Source organism: Endozoicomonas sp. ALD040 (assembly GCF_049275945.1).
Taxonomy (GTDB): Bacteria; Pseudomonadota; Gammaproteobacteria; order Pseudomonadales; family Endozoicomonadaceae; genus Endozoicomonas_A.
In genome coordinates this window covers 1,924,545-1,946,267 of the sequence record NZ_CP184829.1, presented here as the reverse complement: position 1 = coordinate 1,946,267, position 21,723 = coordinate 1,924,545, and the positions used below count along the sequence as shown (strand labels likewise).

Sequence of the window (21,723 nt, the reverse complement as noted above, 5' to 3'; positions counted from 1 at the left end):
ACCTTTAGGTTGATGATATATGCAAAATTTTTATCTCAATGACTATATGGCAAGTTTTAAAACTTTGGGACTGACAGCAAAACTGACCTCAGGCTGACTGGGCATTCAGCTTGCTGGTCAACCAGCTGAGATAATCATCAATGGTTTCGTCCAGCTCATTGGGCAAGTGGTGTCGGGCATCTTCTAAATAGTAGACACTGGGCTGGGTATAGAGCTTCTCAAGTACAGGAATATTGTGTTTGGCATCGACCGTACGGTCGAATGTACCCTGCAGAATAAGCGGGCTGACCGATGATTTTATCTTGCTGGATTCAATGCGCCTGATCCAGCGATCCATCGCCAGTACCCATTGTATGGGCAGAATGGTGGCGGACAGAGGATCGTTGTGGGACAGCTCTAGAAACGATTTTTTTCTGGAATTCCGGGTGTAAGTTCGGGGCAACTGGGTAATAAACAGTTTCGCCAGTTGCAGCTGTAATCGTCCCAGTGTCCACTTCCAGGGCCTGACCAGGGGAGCGGATAAAATGACCTGTTGGAAGGGACTGGCCTTATGATCGGCCTCCCGGTTGATGAGGCAGTCTGTCAGGATCGCGCACCCTGTACTCTGGCCAAAAGCATGCCAGGGTTTGGGCAGGTGACCTTCACAATGTGTCAGTATGTCTTCAAGAATCAGAGTGTAAACAGAAAAATCCGGGATAGTGGCGGGCTTGCCGCTGGAGAGCCCATGACCGGGCAGGTCATAGGCCAGAACATTGAAGCCCTGTTCCAGCAGGAAACGGATGATTCGGGCGAAGAGTCCAACATGGTCGTAGTAACCATGAAGAAGAAAAAAAGTGCCTCTGGCATCGGACTTCTCAAACAGATGGCAGGCCACCTTGTAGTTGCAGCTGTCGATTGAGCCCATTGAGTGGCGAATATCCGCTAATCCGGTTTCAAAATTGATACCATAGAAATCAAGGTATGCTTTGATGTCCGGATTCTGGCCAGCGATTGAATCCCGGGCTCCCAGAGGAAAAACCAGAGGTTTGATCTGTTCCTTAAGGTTTTCAGGATTCAGCATAGGGTGCTCTGTTCCTGTGTTGGGCTCAGGGCTGTCGTTAATCCTGAACGGGTTGCACCTTTCATCAGGCTTTTTCCAGATCCTCGAGCCTGACTTCTATTTGCTTCTCGGAAACGACTTCACAGACGGTATCGCCTTGTGTATTTCGCTGCATTTTGATGTATTGCACCAGAATCATACCCCGAGCAGACCCGACGTTATTTATAAACGTCATCTCCAGTTTTTGATAGAGAGGATGATTCATAATGACTTTGTCACCTTTTTTAAAGCTGACCCCTCTGCCTGAGCCCGTACCTTCACTTTCTGCATGACTATTAAGCGTTTCGACAATTAACCGGATATCCTTGATCACTTCATGGCCATTTGGGATAGGTTTTGGCAGCAGGACTTGCACATCCTGCTCCTGACTTTTGCTCAGGCGACCATCTTTATGGAGCTGGCGGGTAATCCGGTTAAAAGAGATGATCTCGCAGACGCCTCGGGTGGAACGTATCTTGTGGAAACGATCCAGATCCTTGAGGTCCAGGTAAAGAAATACATAACCGGGAAAGAGAACCTCTTCCTTCAAAAGGCCCCTGATTCGAACCTTTACCATCGGGCAGTATGCATCAAATCCTTGGGTTTCAAGGTTTTCCTGGGCTCTCTGCTCTTGACGAGGCCTGGTTTTAAGCAGGTACCATCCCTCTTGCAAGCACTCTTGATTCTGCATACATATTCCCTGAATGCTTTCTGCTATATAAAACGAAAGTGCAAATAACCTGATGTGGAACTATCTGACAGTGACTTTTAACGGTCACGCGTTAACTGTCACATCAATAACGGCTATTGAACTGATTGCACTTTGATCTGAGCAGCCACATCTCGATGTCTATTAAAAGTGCCTCATTATAATTCCCATGGTCGAACTATGCACCGCTTAACATCCACATTGCTGTATTTAACCAGACGATAACCAGCGCAGCTTTGGGGTAGCGTGACTCGCGTTTGTGGAGAGACACTGCGGGACTGGGGACAAGGTTTAAATCCTGTTTTTTGGCAGCTGCTCTTTGATAACCATTGTACCCAATGAATCTCTGCGTTTCATCGGAGAGAAGGTATTCGACCAGAGTTTTGGCAGCGGCCTCATGCTCGGTAGCCTTGAGGATGACCAGCTCTTGAAGCAGTGGTGTGTAAAGTGACTGCGGGACTAAAGTTACACTCACTGGGAAAAGAATGCTATTGAAGTCGACTTCTTTCACCTGGGAAAAAGGCGCAAAACCAGCATCGGAAGAATTTTTTATATTGGTCCATGTTTCCCTGACATGGTCATTGTAAGAGAGCCTATCCTGATCTCTGATTATTCGGTAAAGATAATATTTTTGAAGGACGGACACAGCGGCGTGCCGGTAGGGTGCAGCTTCCCGGTCTGCAATGTGAATTGTTGGAGGGTTGTTATCTATAAGGTAGGTTTTTATGTCGTTGGGTTTTAACGGGCTCCGCTGACCGTGCCAGAATGCCAGCAAACCCTGGGCATAGATCTTCCTGGAATTTGCTAGAATCTTATTCATTTGTTCCAGTTCTGCCGTCTTTAAATTGTCAGCAGATAGAAACAGATCAAATTTCTGAGTGTTGTCACTGACCCGGTACCTCAGGTCTTGAGAAGTGCCATAGTACAGTTCCAGGGTGTGACCATACCGTGACTGGAACTGCCCTTTCAGGCTTTCCAGAACATGTTGAAAGCTCGCTGCCACAGCAACCTTGATAGTGTCAGCCTCTGATAGGGGAGTAATGGTGAGCAGGCATCCAAAAATGAAAGTCAGAATCGGCAGGTCAGGAATGGCTTTCAATTTAGAGAAAGATTTTGGGTGTCTAACAAAACGAAAGTGAAACAAGATTTTTCTCCACAACCCATTGAGCGAGTTACAGAGCTTAGTTTAGGTTCCAGGAGGCTGACCGAGAATAGACTGCCCCACGCGGCAATTGCTTTAGCTCCTGCGACCATGCAGCGGCAGCAAATTGGTCTGAAAATCCACTTTTGTTCGTCAAATAGCTCGCTATTTTCCCCACAAAACCGAATTTTCGTCCTCAATTTTCTGCCGTCCTCGCTACGGGGTCGCCTAGACGGGGTCGCCTAGACGGGCGCTATTCTCTATTTTACTGACAGGCTTCTTCCAGCATCGCCACAGCCGGGAGCTTCTTGCCTTCTACAAACTCCAGGAAGGCACCGCCGCCCGTAGAAATGTAAGATACTCGGTCTTTAATTCCATACTTGTCGATTGCGGCCAGAGTATCACCTCCACCGGCGATAGAGAAAGCGTCAGACTCGGCTATGGCCAGAGACATGGAGCGAGTGCCTTCACCAAACTGGTCAAATTCAAAGACACCCACAGGGCCGTTCCAAAGAATGGTTTTAGAGGACTTCAGAATTTCATTGAACAGTTTCTGGGTTTGGGGGCCTACGTCAAAGATCATGTCGTCGTCTTCTACTTGTGATACCTGTTTAACGACAGCGGTTTCATTTTCATCAAATTTCTTACCGCAGATTACATCTACAGGCATAGGTACGTTAACCTTTTCCATCAGTGCCCTGGCATTAGGGATCAGATCTTCTTCGTAAAGGGATTTACCGACATTGTGACCGGCAGCAGCGAGAAAGGTGTTGGCAATACCGCCGCCCACGATCAGCTGGTCGCAGACGTCAGATAGGGATTCCAGTACCGTCAGTTTGGTGGAAACTTTGGAGCCACCCACGATGGCGCACATTGGACGCTCAGGGTTTCCCAAGGCTTTACCCAGGGCATCCAGTTCACCCGCCAGCAGGGGGCCTGCACAGGCAATTTCAGCAAATTTACCCACGCCGTGAGTGGATGCCTGAGCACGGTGTGCGGTACCGAATGCATCCATTACATAGACATCGCACAGGGCTGCCATTTTTTTAGACAGTGCTTCGTCATCGTTCTTTTCACCCCTGTTGAAACGCACGTTCTCAAGAATGACCAGTTCACCCTCGGCAACGTCAAAACCACCGTCGACCCAGTCTTTGATCAGGCGAACCTCTTTGCCTAGCAGGTTGCCAATGTAGTCTGCAACAGGCTTCAGGGAGAACTGTTCGTCGTATTCACCTTCTGTCGGACGACCCAGATGAGAGGTTGCCATGACTTTGGCACCGGATTCCAGAGCGCGCTTAATGGTGGGCAGAGAAGCAAGGATTCGTGCATCGCTGGTGACTTTGCCATCTTTGACCGGAACGTTGAGGTCTTCACGGATCAGGACTCGTTTGCCAGCCAGATCCAGGTCGGTCATTTTCAATAGGTTCATCAGGGTCTCTCCCTATGCACGGGGTCAATGAAGATCGACTGCTGTCTGGATGAGACAACAGTACTGAAGGGTAGAATTGGCATGGACAATAGCACAAAAATATGGCGCCCGGTACGTACCTTTAGCCTGATATGAACCAAATCAACAGGCTTTCAGGAGTTAACGCGGGACAACAAAAATTTCATTGTAAAATCGTCGGTCAACAGACTCGGAAGGAAGGTTTAACAGAATTGGATAGAATATGTGATCAGTTGCTGAACCGGCATTTATACAAAAGCTGAAAGGGCTGCACAAAGCAACCCTTTTATTATTTTATTAAATGTATCGATTACAGACCTGCTGCAGCTCTCAGTGCGTCAGCCTTGTCGGTGCGCTCCCAGGAAAATTCTTCCTCTTCACGACCAAAGTGACCGTATGCGGCAGTAGCCCGATAAATTGGACGCTTCAGGTCCAGCATATCGATCAGACCCTTAGGACGCAGATCGAAATGCTCACGAACCAGCTCTTCAATTTTGGCATCAGCAATCTTGCCAGTACCGAAAGTGTCAATAGAGATAGATGTGGGCTCCGCAACACCAATCGCATAAGACACCTGGATCTCGCACTTGTCAGCCAGGCCAGCAGCCACAACGTTCTTGGCCACGTAACGACCTGCATAAGCAGCAGAGCGGTCAACCTTTGACGGGTCCTTGCCAGAGAAGGCACCGCCACCGTGACGAGCCATACCACCGTAGGTGTCTACAATGATTTTGCGCCCTGTCAGACCACAATCACCCACCGGGCCTCCAATCACGAAAATACCGGTTGGATTAATGTGGTAACGGGTCTCTTCATGGAGCCATTGCGCTGGTATAACCGGCTTGATGACTTTTTCCAGAATTTCTTTCTGCAGCTCTTCCTGGGAGATGTCAGGATGATGCTGTGTCGACAACACCACGGCGTCCACACTTTGTATTTTGCCTTCGCTGTCGTAACGCATGGTGACCTGGCTTTTGGCATCCGGGCGCAACCAGGGCAGGGTACCGTTTTTACGCAGCTCGGCCTGACGCTTAACCAATGCGTGAGAGTAGTAGATAGGGGCAGGCATCAGTACCGGTGTTTCATTGGTCGCGTAACCAAACATCAGACCCTGGTCACCCGCGCCCTGTTCATGCCCATCTGTTTCATCAACACCGACAGCGATGTCCGGAGACTGTTTGCCAATAGCATTCAGAACGGCCACACAATCACCGTCAAAGCCGAGGTCGCCATGGTTGTAACCAATGTCAGTGACCACTTTACGAACCAGTTCTTCGATATCAACGTAAGTGTCGGTACGCACTTCACCCGCTACAATCACCATGCCGGTTTTTACCATGGTTTCAACCGCGACACGGGCTTCCGGATCATCCTTGAGGATGGCGTCCAGAATAGCGTCGGAAATCTGGTCGGCAATCTTGTCCGGATGACCTTCGGAAACCGACTCGGAAGTGAATAGCGTGTAATCTGCCATAGTCGTCTTTCGCCTCTTGAAACTATTCAGCCCAGGGTTTAAAAAACCGCCTGACCTGAATCTGAAAACCATTACGCAGCCCCAGATACTGGGACTCACCTATTGCCAGACCTGCATCCAGTGCCCAACCGTCAAGGTCTTCAACACTGAATCCAAGCCACAAATCGCCACAGGATTCCCGCACCCAATCCTGATTGTGACTGCTGAGTTCACTGACCAGCATACTGCCACCGGGCTTCAACAGTTCTGAAACGCGGGTGAAAATACCAGAAGGGCTGGCTACATGGTGTAACACCATGTTAGCCACTATGCAGTCAAACTGACCTTCCAGCGCATTCAGGGTATCTATTTCCCCATGAATGCACTCAACGTTTTTCAGACCCCGCTCTTTTACCCTCTGTTGACTGATGGCCAGCATTTCTGCGGAATTGTCCACAGCATAGACCCGCTGAAAATTCTCACTCAGCGTTGCCAGAAAATCGCCCTCACCCGGTCCCAGCTCCAACACCCGCTGATGGTCAGGCAGTTCAGTTTTTTCCAGAACGTCGGCCACACATCGGGCGTAGAGATCATGATCAGCAATGAGTTCCTGATGCTGACGAAACTGATCCACATTACGGGCAAAGAACGCCATGGATTGCTCCGCCCTTTGGCCTCTGACTTTTAATAGACGACCGGTCAGGGAAGGCGACAACGACAAAGTGTCGACCGCTGAAAAAAGGGAACGCATGACATCACTACTGATTCCTTCTGGAGGGGGCAGCGCCCGACGGTAAAAAATGGTATTACCTTCCTTGCGGGTACTCACAAGTCCGGCCTGAGAGAGAACCTTGAGATGGTGGCTCATGGCAGGCTGACGCATATCGAAGAGGCTGCTGAGTTCAAGCACCCCGAAAGAGTCTGTGCTCAGAACTCTCAGGATTTCAAGCCTCAGTACGTCGCCATAGGCTTTTCCCAGAGCGGCAAGCTGTTCGACTGATCCTGATTCCGACACGCAAGGCTCCTCACCGCTGCACCGTTGACTTCTCGCAGACGGCCAGAAGATCCTATTCCGTCTATCCAGGGCGGAAGTCTAGCAAGCAGTACATGGTATATCAAAACTTTTTGATATAGATATTCATACGGGACGGGGTGATTTAACCTATGTCAACCTGTCGTGTGGGTTTATCACCGCGACAATGCAAATTGAGTGTGCAAATTGGATGCAAGCAATAACCTTAGTTGACCCGGATGAATTTGCTTTGATTTTCCGTTGACTCGTCTATTAGTGTAGGGCTAAGAATTGACCGCGAATTCACCGGAGAGGCCAGATGCTTACGGTTACCCAATTGGCCAGAAAGTTCGATATATCTCGCACTACCATTCTCTACTATGAGCGTGAAGGTCTGTTAATGCCTCACACTCGATCCGGGAATGGCTACCGATGGTATGGGCAACATGAAATCAAGCGCCTTGAAGCGATTATGGCTTATCGTGCTTTCGGAATACCGATCAGCAATATTGTACGGCTTCTCGACGGTGAAGACGAAATGGAGCAGGAACGCATTTTGCGTGGCCAGCTGATGGCTCTTGAGCACGAGATCCAGAAGTTGCGTCAACAGCAAAAGGCTATCGTGTTGCTTCTTAAACAACCTTCATTACTGGAGCAAAATATGGTCAACAAAGATCGTTGGGTAGAGATTATGAAAGCGGCCGGGTTCAGCGAGGAGGATATGAAAAGCTGGCATCAGCAGTTTGAAAAAATGGAGCCGCAGGCACATCAGGAATTCCTGGAGTCCCTGAGCATTGATAAAGAGGAAATCGATAAAATCCGCGTCTGGTCCAGGCAACCCTGAAACCGATAGACTTTCCACCCAGTCCACCGATAATAGCTTTTGCCGCGACATCTGGCGATTTAAGAATATGAGGTCAGCTTATGGGTATTTTTGAACGCTATCTCAGCCTCTGGGTTGCTTTGGGTATTTTTGCAGGGCTTTTTGGTGGACTGCAATTTCCAGAATTTTTTGAGGTTCTGGGTCGATGGCAATACGCCAGCATTAATCTGGTCATTGCTGTACTGATCTGGCTGATGATCTATCCAATGATGATGCAGGTGGATTTTTCTGCCATTAAAAACGTTCGTCGTCGTTCAAAAGGGTTGATCGTTACCGTCACTGTTAACTGGCTGATCAAGCCTTTCACCATGGCACTGCTGGCCGTATTGTTTATTCGCTATGTTTTTGGCGACTGGATCAATCCTGAGCTGGGTAAAGAGTACATTGCCGGTATGATTCTACTGGGTGTCGCACCCTGTACTGCCATGGTTTTTGTCTGGAGTCAGTTGACCAGGGGAGATCCTAACTACACTCTGGTTCAGGTCGCCATCAATGATCTGATTATGCTTATTGCGTTTGCGCCTCTTGCCGCCTTTTTGCTGGGAGTAACAGAAGTATTTGTACCCTGGAATACCCTGTTTCTGTCCGTAGGACTGTTTGTGGTGATTCCAGTGCTTGCAGGCTGGTTGACCCGTAAAGCTGTTCGCAGCGAACAAACACTGAGTCGATTTTTGACAGGCACCAAGCCCTTTTCGATCATTGGATTAATTGGCACGGTCATTCTTCTTTTTGGGATCCAGGCCAACACGATTATTGCCCATCCCCTGAATATCTTCCTGATTGCCATACCCCTGATCATCCAGACCTATCTGATTTTTGCCATCACCTATTTATGGATGAAGAAGTGGAAGCAACCCCATAACATTGCCTCACCCGGTGCAATGATTGGAGCCTCCAACTTTTTTGAACTGGCTGTTGCCGTGGCCATAAGTCTCTTTGGACTGAACTCCGGGGCCGCTCTGGCAACGGTTGTGGGTGTGTTGGTGGAAGTGCCAGTGATGTTATCGCTGGTCGCCTATGCCAATCGTACACGACAGTCATTCACTGAACGGGAGTCTTCCTGATCACTGACTTTCGACTTGCCGACGCCCCATATTTTCACAGGCAATAGCTATCAATAAAATGTTCAGGTGATTCAGGATAGTCATATATAGCGATTTCAGTTTCCGACTGAAGGCATTAGAATAGCGCCAATTTTAAAACAGACTGGATCTTCGGAGCCCTGATTCCTATGTCCTCACGTCGTGAGCTAGCCAATGCCATCCGCGCCCTGAGTATGGACGCTGTACAGAAAGCCAAGTCCGGACACCCCGGTGCCCCAATGGGTATGGCTGATATTGCTGAAGTATTATGGCGTGATTATCTGAATCACAACCCGGCTAACCCCCAATGGGCTGACCGTGACCGTTTTGTTCTGTCCAACGGTCATGGTTCCATGCTGCTTTACTCTCTGCTGCACCTGAGCGGTTACGATGTGTCTGTTGAAGACCTCAAGAGCTTCCGCCAGTTGCACTCCAAAACCGCAGGCCACCCTGAGTACGGTTACGCTCCGGGCATCGAGACCACTACCGGTCCTCTGGGGCAGGGTATTGCCAATGCCGTGGGTATGGCTGTTGCTGAAAAGACCCTGGCTGCACAGTTTAACCGTGAAGGTCACGAAATTGTTGACCACAACACCTATGTCTTCATGGGCGACGGCTGCATGATGGAAGGTATCTCCCACGAGGTGTGCTCGCTGGCAGGGACTCTGGAGCTGGGTAAACTGATCGTTTTCTACGACGACAACGGCATCTCTATTGATGGCGAAGTAGAAGGCTGGTTCACCGACGACACCGTTCAGCGTTTCGAATCTTACAACTGGCACGTTGTTCCAAATATTGACGGTCACGATCCGGAAGCGATCCGTGCTGCTATTGAGGCCGGTCGAGCTGAAAAAACCAAACCTACCCTGATCTGCTGCAAGACTGTCATCGGTTTTGGTTCTCCCAATAAGGAAGGCAAGGAAGAGTGCCACGGTGCACCTCTGGGTGACGAAGAGATCAAACTGACCCGCGAGCGTCTGGGTTGGGAACACCCTGCTTTCGAAATCCCGTCCGACATCTACAGCCAATGGGATGCCAAAGAAGCCGGTGCTGCCAAAGAAAGCGCATGGAACGAAAAGTTTGCTACTTATCAGGCTGCTCACCCGGAACTTGCTGCTGAATACCTTCGACGTCAAAAAGGTGAACTGCCTGCTGACTTTTCTGCAAAGGCCGATGATTTCATTAAATCCTGTCAGGTAGAAGGTGAGAAAGTGGCCAGTCGTAAAGCTTCCCAGAATACTCTGAATGCTTTTGGTCCTTTGTTGCCTGAACTGCTGGGTGGTTCTGCTGACCTGGCGGGCTCAAACCTGACCTTGTGGAGCGGTTCCAAAGGCGTTAAACCTGCTGATGCCAGCGGCAACTATGTGTTCTACGGTGTGCGTGAATTCGGCATGACCGCGATGATGAATGGTATTGCCCTGCACGGCGGTTTTATCCCTTACGGTGCCACCTTCCTGGTCTTTATGGAATACGCCTGCAATGCTGTGCGCATGGCCGCTCTGATGAAGCAGCGCGCTATTCTGGTTTACACTCACGACTCGATTGGTCTGGGTGAAGACGGCCCTACTCACCAGCCGGTAGAACAGATTGCCAGCCTGCGTATGACACCAGACGTGAATGCCTGGCGGCCCTGTGACACCGTTGAGTCGGCGGTGGCCTGGAAACATGCGATTGAGCGTGAAGATGGCCCCACTGCACTGATCTTCTCCCGTCAGGGTCTGCCCTGTATGCACCGTGAAGCTGATCAGGTGGCCGACATTGCCCGTGGTGGTTATGTACTGAAGGATTGTGAAGGCACTCCCGAACTGATCCTGATCGCTACCGGTTCTGAAGTGGAACTGGCCATGAACGCTGAAGCTGCCCTGACTGCCGAGGGTCGCAAGGTTCGCGTGGTATCCATGCCATCTACTGACGTCTTCGATGCTCAGGATGCGCAATACAAGCAGAGTGTTCTGCCTCTGGAAGTCCCTGCCCGTATCGCGATTGAAGCCGCTGCAGCTGACTTCTGGTACAAGTACGTTGGCCTGGACGGACGGATAATCGGCATGACCACTTATGGTGAGTCTGCGCCGGCCGGTGACCTTTTCCCATACTTCGGGTTTACTGTAGAAAATATTGTTGCTGCGGCTGAAGAGATTCTGGACTGATAAGTATCTGGCCAGTTGGTTTAGCATATTCTGGCGAGTGGATTTTTTCATCCTTCAAGGCGCAACGACGGGCGCGTAGCCATAGCTACGCTACCAGAGTTGGAACGCAGAAGGATGGAGAAAGCCGCAGTCCAGAATATGCGAAACCAGCTGGTTAGGTACTTGGCAATAGCAGGGAAATCATTGCTCTGAATGGCTTTTAAAAGTTTTTGAAAAAACGGCAGATGATTGATATCAACTGCCGTTTTTTTGTTCTGCTATAAGAAGAAGTTTCTCGATTTTAATTGTGAAACGGTAACCCAGGTTTGTTTTCCATTAAAAATTGTATTCGTTAAATGCTCTTTCAATTCTTCAATACTTTTAGGCGTTAATTTATCTATAAAAGTTTTTTTTCGTTGTCCGGTTTTCCCCGGAAATAGATGTGAAGCCAGATCATTTAAAATTGAAGATTTATCAGAAAGAATGATTTTGAGAAGGATCTTCTGAGAGAGAGCTAATTCTGTATCAATGTCATTAAGAGTTGCGGGTGCATCATTTGTTTTGTGAATCTCGTGTAGTGTTTGTATGATCTCATCAATTTCATCAGCAAGTTCTTTTGGCAGTATAATCTCTTTGTTCATTGTTTTTGCTGATCTTTTTTCCCCAGTGTGTAAATCTTTTAGATTCAGCTTTTTAACCCTGTCGATTATCTTGTTTCTTTTTTTTTCGGTTGTTTTTTCCACATCTGACTTGCTGAAGTCTATTTCAGAGTCTTCCTTATTTTTATCGTAATCGAATAAAAGTTCTTCTCCTGGTTTAATATCTTTTGTAGTGACCACTCTCAGTTGAAGACTGTCCTGATCCCCCCATTTTACAGTCATACTGCCTGAATAGCGTATAACGATATTGGGATCCTTGGAGTGATTAAGGAATCGGATATCCTTCTTACCGTCACGACCAATTTCAATGGCCGGTCTGCCAGATTTTGCAATAGACGCGCCCGACCATACGACAAAGGAGTCATTTTCCGGGAATTCGATCTTACTGTTCACAGTGTTCATCGTAAAGACATGATATTTGCCGGTATTAGAATTACGGATTCTGTACACCAATGGTCCTTCGTAGTCACATACTTCCTCATCCTTTTTGAAGCTCCGGGTAGCAATGACACCGGTACCGTGAACCACGCCTGCTGTTGAGGTTTTGATACCGGGAGTGGATTCAGTGCCTGGAGATGATGGAGTTGTTGCTCTTTCTGAATCCGGAGATTCAGGGGAATACATCGCTTCTTGTCCATTAGCAAAAGGGTTCCCATTACTCTGAGTAAAACGGAGAAGCTCAGAGGATATCAAGTCGCTGAAAGATGACAGGCTTTTTATGATGTTTGAATAATTTTCTCCGGGAACTACCCTGGTCTTTCTGGCTTTTAAAAGAACCATTGTATGGTTAAATATCGTCTCCGTATCATCAAAACAACCACTATTGCAACTGGATGGCAGAGATTTCCCGGCTGCTGCGTTTCCTTCAACTTGCCGCAAGCATGATTTCTTTGCCGGGGGAGCAGCCGTGTCTGTTTCGTCAAATCGACGTAAGGTTGGCATTAGGCGAAGATCTGATCCAGATCCAGTGGGTTGCATTGATATATCCTCAATGGTTTTCTTGATATTTCACTGTTATTGACCGTAATAATCGTTTTAAGTTCAAAAGCGTCTCAGGTGCTACCTCAAAAATAGTGATCTACCCAATTCATAATTATTTGTATCGCTGTTTCTTTACAAAAGTGGTCAGCCACGTATTCAGCCATCAACCCATGGTTATGTGCTGCCTCTACCCATGTTCGGATGAGCACAACGGTAGATTGGTCTGAAAAAAACAGCCACCCCAAAAGTGCTTCTAACGCTGGAAACTCTGTTCCCATACAACTATTTCCCATCTGTTGGAAGGGTATAAGTTTGGCTCAGTGCCATGCATCTAACAAACTAAAACCTGACTGTGATTTGAGGCTCGCTTGATTTGGCAGATCAATGGATTTGACTTAAGGAGTTAATCTTTTCATAGCAAGGGCTGTTACATTCAAGCATTTAAGGAGTTAACCGGAATAGATGCAAGAAAAGTCATGGGTTATACACCCATGATTATCTCTCTAACATAGCTCTGATAATAAGCTGGGCATGAGAAGGAGGTATATTATTATTTATATCAATGTTTGTTACTCCAGAGTCAGGAAGGAAGGAAATTTGAACATCGGGTTCTCTATAAGGTGGTAGATTCCTTTCATTACGATAGTCTGTGAGTAATTTTTTGATTGCAGAGAATGAAGCGCCATTATCTTTGTGACTAAACGCACTATTAAGAAAGTCAACACAATAGCCCGCTCCATCAAGAATTTGGGTGTTGGCTTCCCACGTTAATAATTGCTCCACAACATTTGGATGCCTACCAATAACTGCAAGCATGAGTGCTGTTCGTCCATTAGTTCCATTGACTACTTCAAAAGTCTGTTCTAATTGTTCCTGATTCACATACAGAGCTTTCACTAAATCCAGTTTTCCGAATCTGCAGGCAAGAGCAAAAGGAGTAATCGCAGAGTAGTAAAGATTTTTAATAACAGGAAATGATCTTGTGCACTTGGAAATTTCATCGGCCCCATACTCAGATATCAACCTTTTAGCTTCTGCAATATCAGCATCGGTACTATCAGCGTTTGTAATGACCCATACGAGTCTATCCACAAAATGTTCCAGCTTGTCACGACTTGCAGAGGTAGCCATGGCAACACTTTTCATCGTTTTGCACGGTTGAGATTCGGTATCCGGGTCATTAGGGGATGGCCTTTTCTGTGCTTTGAAATTATTCCCACAGTCGCTTCGATCAGCGTCATATGCCTTAGAAGACAGATCAATGTTTCGATCCGCTAAGGGAGTAGCAGATGCCTGATTATATCCTTGTGAAATCATTTGTGACTGTGGTTCAGTGATTTTGACACCGACACCTAAAAAAATCGCACCATTCTCATCTAATGTAATTGAAACCTTCACATCAATATGTAGTGGTTGCTGAATGCAAGTCATTGGAATATCCATATCTAAACAACTCCGTAAGTAATTGTGTTTGAAAACGACTGTGAGTTTTGATATCACATTAGGTTAGACAATACTAATTAACTGAAGTTCCTTCTTACATTTCGAAAACGCAAATTTCTCAAAAAAGACGGGTCATTCAGGATAACACTCCATGACCTGGCGCTCAGATATTCCTGGCTGCATTAATGTTGAAATTCTCTGTATGATCACAAACAAGGCATTTAAAACCTGCCTGTGATTTGAGGCTCTCCTGATCTGGCAGATCAATGGATTTGACTTAAGGTGTTAATTATTTCATAGCAAGAGCTGTTAGATTCAAGCATTTAAGAAGTTAACTGGAGTAGATCCAAGATATAGTCATGGGTTACACACCCATGACTATATCTTGGATAAAGATTCGTCTGTCGTCTGTCGTCTGTCGTCTGTCTTCTGAAAGTTACACCCCCATGACTATTCACTGGATAAAGATTCGAGAAGGTTCGGGTTTTCAGAAAAGAGGTGTTCCAGTAGCTCCGGGGTTTCACGACGGAGACGACTGACAAAACCCGGATTTTCAGAAAAGAATTTTTCAAGTGCCTTCGGCTGTGTAGTAAGGAGATATACCAGAAACTCCGGGCTTTCACGACCGATCTGCATGAGACAACCCGGGTTTTCAGAAAGGTATTTTTCAAAAATTTCCGGATGTTCAGAAAGGAATGCTGGAAGGTTAATAGTAGCACTCATTTCCCCAGTATCTTTAATGTAATAACCATGAATAGCGGGTTCTTTAAAAGGTGGTAGATTGTTTTCTTTGCGATAGTCTATTAATAATTCTCTGATTTTAATGTATGTATCTTGTTTGCTGCTGTTAAAAACTGAATTAAGCTTATCAGCACAATTGTTATCTTCATCAACAATTTGAGGGTCAGCCCCCAAGTCTAATAATTGCTTCACTACATCTGCATGGCCATGACTAACTGCAAGCATGAGGGCTGTTTTTCCATTAGTCCCATTTTTCATATCAAATGTCTGGTTTAATTGTTGCTGATTCACGTACAGAGCCTTCACTAAATCCAGCTTACCGAATCTGCATGCAAGAGCAAAAAGAGTAATAGCAGGGTAACAACTCCTGGTGATATTTGTATGAAAAGAAAATGGGACTGTTAGCTTGGCAAGTTCATCGGCACCGAACTTGGATATCAACCCTACGGCTTCCGAAGTATCAGCGTCAGTGCTTTCAGGGTCTGTAATCACTTTAAAAAGGCTCTCTGCAAAAGGCTCCAGATTGTCGCGCCCGGTAGAGATAGCCATAGCCTCACCTTTCATTGATTTGCAAAGTTGAGATATGGTGCCCGCGTCATCACTGAATGGCCTTTTTTGTGCTTTGAAACTATCACTACTATCACTTTGAGCCGTTTCATTTGAAGTTGAAGCTTGTGCATACGCTTCAATATTACGATCCACGATGGGTGTAGCAGAGTTTTGGGTATAACTTTCTGGTAAATTTACTTGTGGTGGTAGCTTCAAAGTTGAGAAAACGTAAAACGAAGAAACCTCATCATTCTTATCTCGTGTAACTTTAGTAGTCACTTCTCCAATAGTCGCACCATCATAATTTAATGGACCAATGCCAGTTTTTGATATATCCATGTTCAAACATCTCCGTAAGTTATTTAATGTAAATACGCTTGGGAATTTCATTCCGTTGTCACATGTAGACAGCGATAGTCAACCAAGGTTCCCTCTTAGTTTTGAAAAAAACGCAAATTTCTCAAAAAAGACCGGGAGGCTGAGAACTTAATGCGAGTTTGTAGACCACTTCAATCAGCTCGTTGACGCCCTTCTCTCTCAGGTTGGTTGATGCCGGTGCGCTGTGTGTGTCCAGCTTAATTACTTCAAACTGCGGTGAATAAAGTGCTCTGACTTCATGCTCCTCGACTGAGAAAGGCGGGCCGGACACCAGGTCCTGATCGTACTCAACAGTGATTAATAGGCCTTCTTGTAAATGGGGCGCAGCGTTTGCCAGATGGTTGACATACTGCTGCCTCATCTCCCGGGGCAATGCAACCAGAGCAGCACGGTCGTAAAAAACGGTGCTTTGGATGGAACCTTCCGGCAAAGCAAAAAAATCACCTTCGAGGATATGGATATCATCGGCTTGCCAATGTCGGTAACCCTGAGCCTCTTTCACTGCCGGTTGCAGTGCCTGCTCCTGATAGAAGGACTCAACCGCTGTTTTTACCAACTCGGTGCCGATCACTTCCAGTCCCTGCTGCCTGAGCCAGACCATATCCAGGCTTTTGCCACACAATGGCACCAGCACTGACCGGGCTTCTGACAGGTTCAGTTGGGGCCAGTATTTCAATAATGTCGAGTTGAACTCAGATCTGTGGAAACCAATCCGTCCTTCTTTCCAGCGATTAACCCAGTCAGGATTGCTCATTGTGTCCTCTCATGCATTCAAGTCGTATTTGGTTTGATTTTGGCGATCAGCACTGACGAAACACTGACAACGGCGAAGCTCAAGCGCCTATACCAGAGTGCAACCCTGATATTATAAATTTACCTATCAAATATATTTTTTTATGTCGATAAGATTTAAGATAGCGGTGTAAAACTGCCATCTCTTCTGTATACGACAGCGAACTTATTTTTATTCCTCAATCCTGCGACGGCAGTGTCGCAACCTTTCACTTGTGCAGCTCAAACAGAAGGAATACAGCACAAACATTTAATGATTTCAGCGCCTCATCCGCTTGATCGAAGGAAGTACATGACCATCAATATCGAAAGCAGTCCTGAGCCAAAAGCAACCAGGCAAGAAGATAAAAAGCAGGGCATTTCAATGAGCCATAGCCGTGACAGGCTACTTTTCATATTGACCCTGGGCGCTTTAACCGCACTTGGCCCTATGGCAGTGGATCTCTATCTCCCGGCAATCCCCGCGATAGCAGAAGATATGGGAGAACCCCTGAGCATTATCCAGTATACACTCAGTGCCTATACCGTAGGCTTTGCCCTGGGACAGCTGTTGTACGGACCTCTCTCAGACCGCTTTGGTCGCAGAAAAATCATGTTTCCGGGTCTGGTTGCTTTTCTTGTTACCAGTGTCTTGGCTTCACTCTGTGAAAACGGCTTGCAACTGATTATTGTCCGGGTTCTGCAAGCTATGGCCGCCTCTGCGGTTATGGTCACTATTCCTGCCATGGTTCGGGATCTGTTCTCAAGGCAGCAAAGCGCAAAGATTATGTCGTCTATTTTAATGGTCATGACAATAGCTCCTCTGATTGCTCCCCTGCTGGGAGGTCAGATGCTTAAATTCATGGGTTGGGAAAGTCTGTTTATTTTTCTGGCTGTCATGTCCGCACTTGCCATGGTGCTGGCCGCTTCAAAAGTTCCGGAAACCCTCCCGGAGGAGAAAAGACTGGTGATTCCTGCCAGTCAGCTGTTCCTGATCTATCTGTCCGTCCTGAAAAACCGGGAAGCTATGGGCTGTATCCTCTGCCATGGGTTTTTCTTTGGCGGTATGTTTGCCTTTATTGCCGGCTCACCCTACGTGTATATCGAGCTGTATGGGGTCAAGCCAGAGCATTACGGACTGCTGTTTGCTGTCAATATTATGGCCATGATGGTCATGAATATGATCAATATCCGTCTGATAGATCGCCTGCCACTGTTCACTATCCTGAAAACAGGGAGCATTCTTGCCAGTATCAGCGCAGTAGTGATGTTGGTTAATGCAAAGTTTGAGATCGGCGGGCTGGTTGGGTTGATGATTCCTGTCGTGATTTACGTCAGCTGTATTGGTCTGACAGGCCCTAACTCCAACGCTCTGGCCCTGTCTCACTTTCCAAGGTCTGCGGGCACAGCCAATGCTATGTCCGGTGCACTTCGCTTTACCATTGGCGGTGTTTCTTCTGCGGTGGTTGGTCTTTTGCATAATGGAACTGATGTACCTATGACAGCGGTAGTAGCCGTTTGTGGTTTGCTCTCCTTCGTATCCTTGCTAATAGTCAGGAATAAGGGTGTGCCATCGGATGAAGTGATGCCGGAAGACACATCCGATTCTGAAGTCCGGACTTCCGCCTGATCATCAGGAACAAGCGCCCTGCCCTGGCAACAAGGTAGGGCAAATATTTTTTATCCCTTCACTAGTTGCGCTTATAATACCGCCTCAATTCAGCAGTAATGAGCCTGACAGCAAGACTATGTTTCGAATAGCCATCAACGGGTACGGCCGTATCGGCCAGTGTGTTCTTCGTGCTCTTTACGAGAATGGTTATCGCAAAGACTTGCAGGTTGTCGCCATTAACGAGTTGTCCGATGAGGACACCCTGACCTATCTGACTCGCTATGACACCACTCACGGTCGCTTTCCAGCCAAGGTAGAGTCGGAGGAAAATCAGCTCATAGTGGCAGGCGACCGGATTCAGCTTATTCACGAAGCCCGGCCTGAAAATATTGACTGGAAAAGTCTCGATATTGATCTGTTGCTGGAGTGTTCAGGGTCGTTTAATGACAGGGCAATAGCAGAGCAACACATAGAGAGTGGAGCCAGAAAGCTGCTTTTTTCACAGCCCGCTCAACCGGATGTAGACGCCACTATTGTCTACGGTATCAATGAGCAGGATCTCAGTCGTGATCAGCGCATTGTGTCCAGTGCTTCATGCACCACCAATTGCATTGTTCCTGTTATCAAGACACTGAATGACGCCCTTGGTATTGAGTACGGTAGTATCACAACTATTCATTCGGCGATGAATGATCAACCGGTGATTGATGCTTATCATCACAGTGATCTCAGGCTGACCCGCAGTGCGTTGCAGTCCATCATCCCCGTAGATACCGGCTTGGCAAAGGGCATCGACAGATTGCTTCCTGACCTTGGCGGCTGCTTCAAAGCCAATTCAATCAGGGTGCCCACCATCAATGTTTCCTGCATGGATCTCTGCGTTCATGTCAATCAGGAAACAACCGGAGAGGAAGTTAACCGGATTCTGGAACAAGCTACCCATGGACGTCTGGAGGGGATTCTGGGTTTCTCTAATGAACCCCACGCATCCGTAGACTTCAACCATGATGCCCGCTCATGTGTGGTCGATGGTACCCAGACCAAGGTGACTTCAGGCAAGCTGATCAAGCTGCTTTGCTGGTTTGATAACGAGTGGGGGTTCTCCAACCGTATGCTGGATGTGGCTAACCACTGGTTGAGGCAATAGGAAAAAGCTGGCCGGTTGATTGAATTCCCGACCTGTTGCTTATTTGAAATCTATATCAAAAAAAATTGATATAGGTTGGTGCGACTGTTAGACTTCAACCTGTTTTCGGTAATTACGCATAACAGGATCATACCCATGAGCGCTACTCCTGCAGTTGTTCAGAGCTTTACTGACTATCGAGTTGCCGACATTTCCCTGGCCGAGTGGGGTCGCCGCGAAATTCAGATCGCAGAAGGTGAAATGCCTGCACTGATGACTATCCGCCAGAAGTACCATGATCAGCAGCCTCTGAAAGGCGCGAAGATCATGGGCTGCATTCACATGACCATTCAGACCGCTGTACTGATTGAAACCCTCGTCGATCTGGGGGCTGAGGTCCGCTGGTCTTCCTGCAACATTTTTTCCACCCAGGATCACGCTGCTGCAGCAATAGCTGCTGTGGGTATCCCTGTATTCGCCTGGAAGGGGGAGACGGAAGAAGAATTCTGGTGGTGTATCGAGCAGACCATTCTGACAGAAGAAGGCCAGCCCTGGGATGCCAATATGATTCTGGACGACGGTGGCGACCTGACTCTGATGCTGCACGACAAGTACCCTGAAATTCTGGATAACATCCACGGTATCTCCGAAGAGACCACCACCGGGGTTCATCGTTTGCTGGAAATGCTGGAAAAAGGCACTCTGAAAGTACCGGCGATTAACGTTAACGACGCAGTTACCAAGAGCAAGAACGACAATAAATACGGCTGTCGTCACTCATTGAATGATGCTATCAAGCGGGGTACAGATCACCTGCTGGCGGGCAAAAAAGCCCTGGTTATCGGTTACGGTGATGTTGGTAAAGGCTCTGCGGCTTCACTGCGCCAGGAAGGCATGATCGTTAAGGTCACCGAGATTGATCCTATCTGTGCCATGCAGGCTTGCATGGACGGCTTTGAAGTGGTTTCTCCTTACATTGACGGTGTCAACGATGGCACTGCTGCCAGCATCAACAAAGACTTGCTGGGTACTACCGACATGCTGGTAACCACCACCGGTAACTTGCATGTTTGTGATCGTGAAATGCTGAAAGCGCTGAAGAGTAGCTGCGTTGTCTGCAACATTGGTCACTTTGATACCGAAATTGATACGGCTTTCATGAGAGAAACATGGGAGTGGGAAGAAGTTAAGCCACAGGTCCACAAGATCTGGCGTGACAAGGGCAGCAATGATCATCTGATTCTGCTCTCGGAAGGTCGCCTGGTCAATCTGGGTAACGCCACAGGTCATCCATCGCGTATCATGGACGGTTCATTTGCCAACCAGGTCCTGGCCCAGATTCATCTGTATGAAGAAGGCTTTGCCAATCTACCCGCTGCCGAGAAGGCTGAGAACCTGTATGTGAAGGTTCTTCCCAAGAAACTGGACGAAGAGGTGGCAAGCTACATGGTTCAGGGCTTTGGCGGGGTAATCACCCAGCTGACCCAACAGCAGGCAGACTACATTAATGTCGCTGTTGAAGGTCCATTCAAAGCGGATGAGTACAAGTACTGATCTGCACTGAGCCTGCGTCTCTGCGCAGGCTCCTGACGCTTATAGAGAACCGTAAGCGACAGAACAGTGATAAAGGTTTTAATTAACGATGACAACTAACGATAAAAAGCTGACAATCAGCTTTGAATTTTTTCCGACCAAAACGGAAGAGGGTGCTAAAAAGCTCGATCAGACAGCGATTGAGCTCTCCGAATGTCAGCCAGAATTCTTCTCTGTGACCTATGGTGCTGGCGGTTCCACCCGAGACAGAACCCTTGATACCGTCATAAGCGTTCGCAACTGCACTGATATTCCTGCTGCGCCTCACCTCTCTTGTGTGGGCGATAGCAAAGCGCAATTGAAAAGTTTGCTAGAGCAATACCAGAGTCTGGGAATTAATCGTATTGTTGCTTTACGCGGCGATCTGCCATCGGGTATGGGGCGCTCAAACGGTGAGCTGCAGTATGCCAATGAACTGGTGGAATTTATCCGGGCCGAAACCGGTGATCATTTTCATCTGGAGGTTGCTGCTTATCCGGAAGCCCACCCCCAGGCGCAAAACTTTGAAGCGGATCTGATGCACTTCAAACGCAAGGTTGATGCCGGTGCCAGTTCAGCTATTACCCAGTACTTCTTTAACGCTGACAGCTATTTTAACTTTGTTGATCGTGCCATAGGTCTGGGGATTGATCTGCCGATTATCCCGGGTATTATGCCTATCACCAACTACACCCGTCTGGCTCGTTTCTCCGATGCCTGCGGTGCAGAAATTCCTCGCTGGATTCGCAAGCAGCTGGAAGCCTACGGTGATGATATCGACAGCATCAAGCAGTTTGGTGAAGAGGTAGTTACCCGGATGTGTGAAAGGCTCATTGAGCAAGGGGTTCCGGGGTTGCATTTCTACGCCCTGAATCAGGCTGCACCCTCCAGAGTCATCTGTCAGAACCTCAGGCTGGTCTGATCCTGCGGCCAACGCTTCTGGCCGCACGCAGTCCATAG

Annotated in this window: 17 protein-coding genes; 7 read left to right on the top strand and 10 right to left on the bottom strand. The window is 47.6% G+C overall.

The genetic code is table 11. From position 1 onward, the window contains the following. Positions 1 to 88: 88 nt before the first annotated feature. From ACOJUN_RS06430 to ACOJUN_RS06405, 6 genes are all read right to left on the bottom strand, one after another. A complete protein-coding gene (locus tag ACOJUN_RS06430; RefSeq protein WP_422135834.1) occupies positions 89 to 1,060 on the bottom strand; it encodes an alpha/beta hydrolase in 972 nt (323 codons plus the stop codon). A gap of 64 nt (positions 1,061 to 1,124) precedes the next feature. Further along, complete coding sequence (locus ACOJUN_RS06425; RefSeq protein ID WP_422135833.1) at positions 1,125 to 1,769, bottom strand: transcription termination/antitermination NusG family protein; 645 nt, start codon at positions 1,767 to 1,769, stop codon at positions 1,125 to 1,127. A 196-nt stretch (positions 1,770 to 1,965) separates the two neighbouring features. Continuing rightward, entirely contained in the window at positions 1,966 to 2,931 is a 966-nt protein-coding gene (modA, locus tag ACOJUN_RS06420) for a molybdate ABC transporter substrate-binding protein (protein ID WP_422135832.1), read from the bottom strand. Positions 2,932 to 3,193: 262 nt separating this feature from the next. Continuing rightward, positions 3,194 to 4,357 (bottom strand): phosphoglycerate kinase, encoded by a 1,164-nt coding sequence (locus ACOJUN_RS06415; RefSeq protein ID WP_422135831.1) that lies wholly within the window; start codon positions 4,355 to 4,357, stop codon positions 3,194 to 3,196. A 328-nt stretch (positions 4,358 to 4,685) separates the two neighbouring features. Beyond that, on the bottom strand, positions 4,686 to 5,849 hold the full coding sequence (gene metK, locus ACOJUN_RS06410) for a methionine adenosyltransferase (RefSeq protein WP_422135830.1): 1,164 nt from the start codon (positions 5,847 to 5,849) through the stop codon (positions 4,686 to 4,688). Between the two features lie 22 nt (positions 5,850 to 5,871). Continuing rightward, the gene (locus ACOJUN_RS06405; RefSeq protein WP_422135829.1) at positions 5,872 to 6,843 is read right to left on the bottom strand and encodes an ArsR/SmtB family transcription factor; all 972 of its coding nucleotides are present in this window, start codon (positions 6,841 to 6,843) and stop codon (positions 5,872 to 5,874) included. Positions 6,844 to 7,159: 316 nt separating this feature from the next. Here ACOJUN_RS06405 and ACOJUN_RS06400 point away from each other — a divergent pair, with 316 nt between their 5' ends. The 3 genes from ACOJUN_RS06400 (at position 7,160) to tkt (ending at position 10,952) form a co-directional block, all read left to right on the top strand. Next, positions 7,160 to 7,684, top strand: a complete 525-nt coding sequence (locus ACOJUN_RS06400; RefSeq protein WP_422135828.1) for a MerR family transcriptional regulator — start codon at positions 7,160 to 7,162, stop codon at positions 7,682 to 7,684. Between the two features lie 80 nt (positions 7,685 to 7,764). Continuing rightward, positions 7,765 to 8,787: an ACR3 family arsenite efflux transporter gene (gene arsB / locus ACOJUN_RS06395; RefSeq protein ID WP_422135827.1), complete on the top strand. Its 1,023-nt coding sequence runs from the start codon at positions 7,765 to 7,767 to the stop codon at positions 8,785 to 8,787. Between the two features lie 167 nt (positions 8,788 to 8,954). Beyond that, positions 8,955 to 10,952, top strand: coding sequence for a transketolase (gene tkt, locus ACOJUN_RS06390; protein ID WP_422135826.1), 1,998 nt, complete (start codon positions 8,955 to 8,957; stop codon positions 10,950 to 10,952). Between the two features lie 257 nt (positions 10,953 to 11,209). Here tkt and ACOJUN_RS06385 read toward each other — a convergent pair whose 3' ends face one another. From ACOJUN_RS06385 to ACOJUN_RS06370, 4 genes are all read right to left on the bottom strand, one after another. Beyond that, positions 11,210 to 12,568 carry an SET domain-containing protein gene (locus tag ACOJUN_RS06385; protein ID WP_422135825.1) on the bottom strand — a complete coding sequence of 453 codons (1,359 nt, stop codon included), beginning with the start codon at positions 12,566 to 12,568 and terminating at the stop codon, positions 11,210 to 11,212. Between the two features lie 498 nt (positions 12,569 to 13,066). Beyond that, on the bottom strand, positions 13,067 to 14,014 hold the full coding sequence (locus ACOJUN_RS06380; protein ID WP_422135824.1) for an ankyrin repeat domain-containing protein: 948 nt from the start codon (positions 14,012 to 14,014) through the stop codon (positions 13,067 to 13,069). Between the two features lie 450 nt (positions 14,015 to 14,464). Beyond that, positions 14,465 to 15,643 carry an ankyrin repeat domain-containing protein gene (locus ACOJUN_RS06375; RefSeq protein ID WP_422135823.1) on the bottom strand — a complete coding sequence of 393 codons (1,179 nt, stop codon included), beginning with the start codon at positions 15,641 to 15,643 and terminating at the stop codon, positions 14,465 to 14,467. 121 nt (positions 15,644 to 15,764) lie between these two features. Continuing rightward, a complete protein-coding gene (locus ACOJUN_RS06370) occupies positions 15,765 to 16,436 on the bottom strand; it encodes a thiopurine S-methyltransferase (protein ID WP_422135822.1) in 672 nt (223 codons plus the stop codon). A 330-nt stretch (positions 16,437 to 16,766) separates the two neighbouring features. Between ACOJUN_RS06370 and ACOJUN_RS06365 the strand changes: the two genes are divergently transcribed. The 4 genes from ACOJUN_RS06365 (at position 16,767) to metF (ending at position 21,685) form a co-directional block, all read left to right on the top strand. Further along, positions 16,767 to 18,083 (top strand): Bcr/CflA family multidrug efflux MFS transporter, encoded by a 1,317-nt coding sequence (locus tag ACOJUN_RS06365; protein WP_422135821.1) that lies wholly within the window; start codon positions 16,767 to 16,769, stop codon positions 18,081 to 18,083. Between the two features lie 118 nt (positions 18,084 to 18,201). Further along, the gene (locus ACOJUN_RS06360; protein ID WP_422135820.1) at positions 18,202 to 19,212 is read left to right on the top strand and encodes a type I glyceraldehyde-3-phosphate dehydrogenase; all 1,011 of its coding nucleotides are present in this window, start codon (positions 18,202 to 18,204) and stop codon (positions 19,210 to 19,212) included. Positions 19,213 to 19,347: 135 nt separating this feature from the next. Next, on the top strand, positions 19,348 to 20,745 hold the full coding sequence (gene ahcY, locus ACOJUN_RS06355) for an adenosylhomocysteinase (protein WP_422135819.1): 1,398 nt from the start codon (positions 19,348 to 19,350) through the stop codon (positions 20,743 to 20,745). A gap of 88 nt (positions 20,746 to 20,833) precedes the next feature. Next, on the top strand, positions 20,834 to 21,685 hold the full coding sequence (gene metF, locus ACOJUN_RS06350) for a methylenetetrahydrofolate reductase [NAD(P)H] (protein WP_422135818.1): 852 nt from the start codon (positions 20,834 to 20,836) through the stop codon (positions 21,683 to 21,685). The last annotated feature ends 38 nt before the right edge of the window (positions 21,686 to 21,723 follow it).

Excerpts from the sequence above, each read along its gene's own strand:
- ACOJUN_RS06430 (WP_422135834.1), bottom strand. The coding sequence starts at position 1,060 with ATGCTGAATCCTGAAAACCTTAAGGAACAGATCAAACCTCTGGTTTTT.
- ACOJUN_RS06425 (WP_422135833.1), bottom strand. The coding sequence starts at position 1,769 with ATGCAGAATCAAGAGTGCTTGCAAGAGGGATGGTACCTGCTTAAAACC.
- ACOJUN_RS06415 (WP_422135831.1), bottom strand. The coding sequence starts at position 4,357 with ATGAACCTATTGAAAATGACCGACCTGGATCTGGCTGGCAAACGAGTC.
- metK (WP_422135830.1), bottom strand. The coding sequence starts at position 5,849 with ATGGCAGATTACACGCTATTCACTTCCGAGTCGGTTTCCGAAGGTCAT.
- ACOJUN_RS06400 (WP_422135828.1), top strand. The coding sequence starts at position 7,160 with ATGCTTACGGTTACCCAATTGGCCAGAAAGTTCGATATATCTCGCACT.
- arsB (WP_422135827.1), top strand. The coding sequence starts at position 7,765 with ATGGGTATTTTTGAACGCTATCTCAGCCTCTGGGTTGCTTTGGGTATT.
- tkt (WP_422135826.1), top strand. The coding sequence starts at position 8,955 with ATGTCCTCACGTCGTGAGCTAGCCAATGCCATCCGCGCCCTGAGTATG.
- ACOJUN_RS06385 (WP_422135825.1), bottom strand. The coding sequence starts at position 12,568 with ATGCAACCCACTGGATCTGGATCAGATCTTCGCCTAATGCCAACCTTA.
- ACOJUN_RS06380 (WP_422135824.1), bottom strand. The coding sequence starts at position 14,014 with ATGGATATTCCAATGACTTGCATTCAGCAACCACTACATATTGATGTG.
- ACOJUN_RS06375 (WP_422135823.1), bottom strand. The coding sequence starts at position 15,643 with ATGGATATATCAAAAACTGGCATTGGTCCATTAAATTATGATGGTGCG.
- ACOJUN_RS06370 (WP_422135822.1), bottom strand. The coding sequence starts at position 16,436 with ATGAGCAATCCTGACTGGGTTAATCGCTGGAAAGAAGGACGGATTGGT.
- ACOJUN_RS06365 (WP_422135821.1), top strand. The coding sequence starts at position 16,767 with ATGACCATCAATATCGAAAGCAGTCCTGAGCCAAAAGCAACCAGGCAA.
- ACOJUN_RS06360 (WP_422135820.1), top strand. The coding sequence starts at position 18,202 with ATGTTTCGAATAGCCATCAACGGGTACGGCCGTATCGGCCAGTGTGTT.
- ahcY (WP_422135819.1), top strand. The coding sequence starts at position 19,348 with ATGAGCGCTACTCCTGCAGTTGTTCAGAGCTTTACTGACTATCGAGTT.
- metF (WP_422135818.1), top strand. The coding sequence starts at position 20,834 with ATGACAACTAACGATAAAAAGCTGACAATCAGCTTTGAATTTTTTCCG.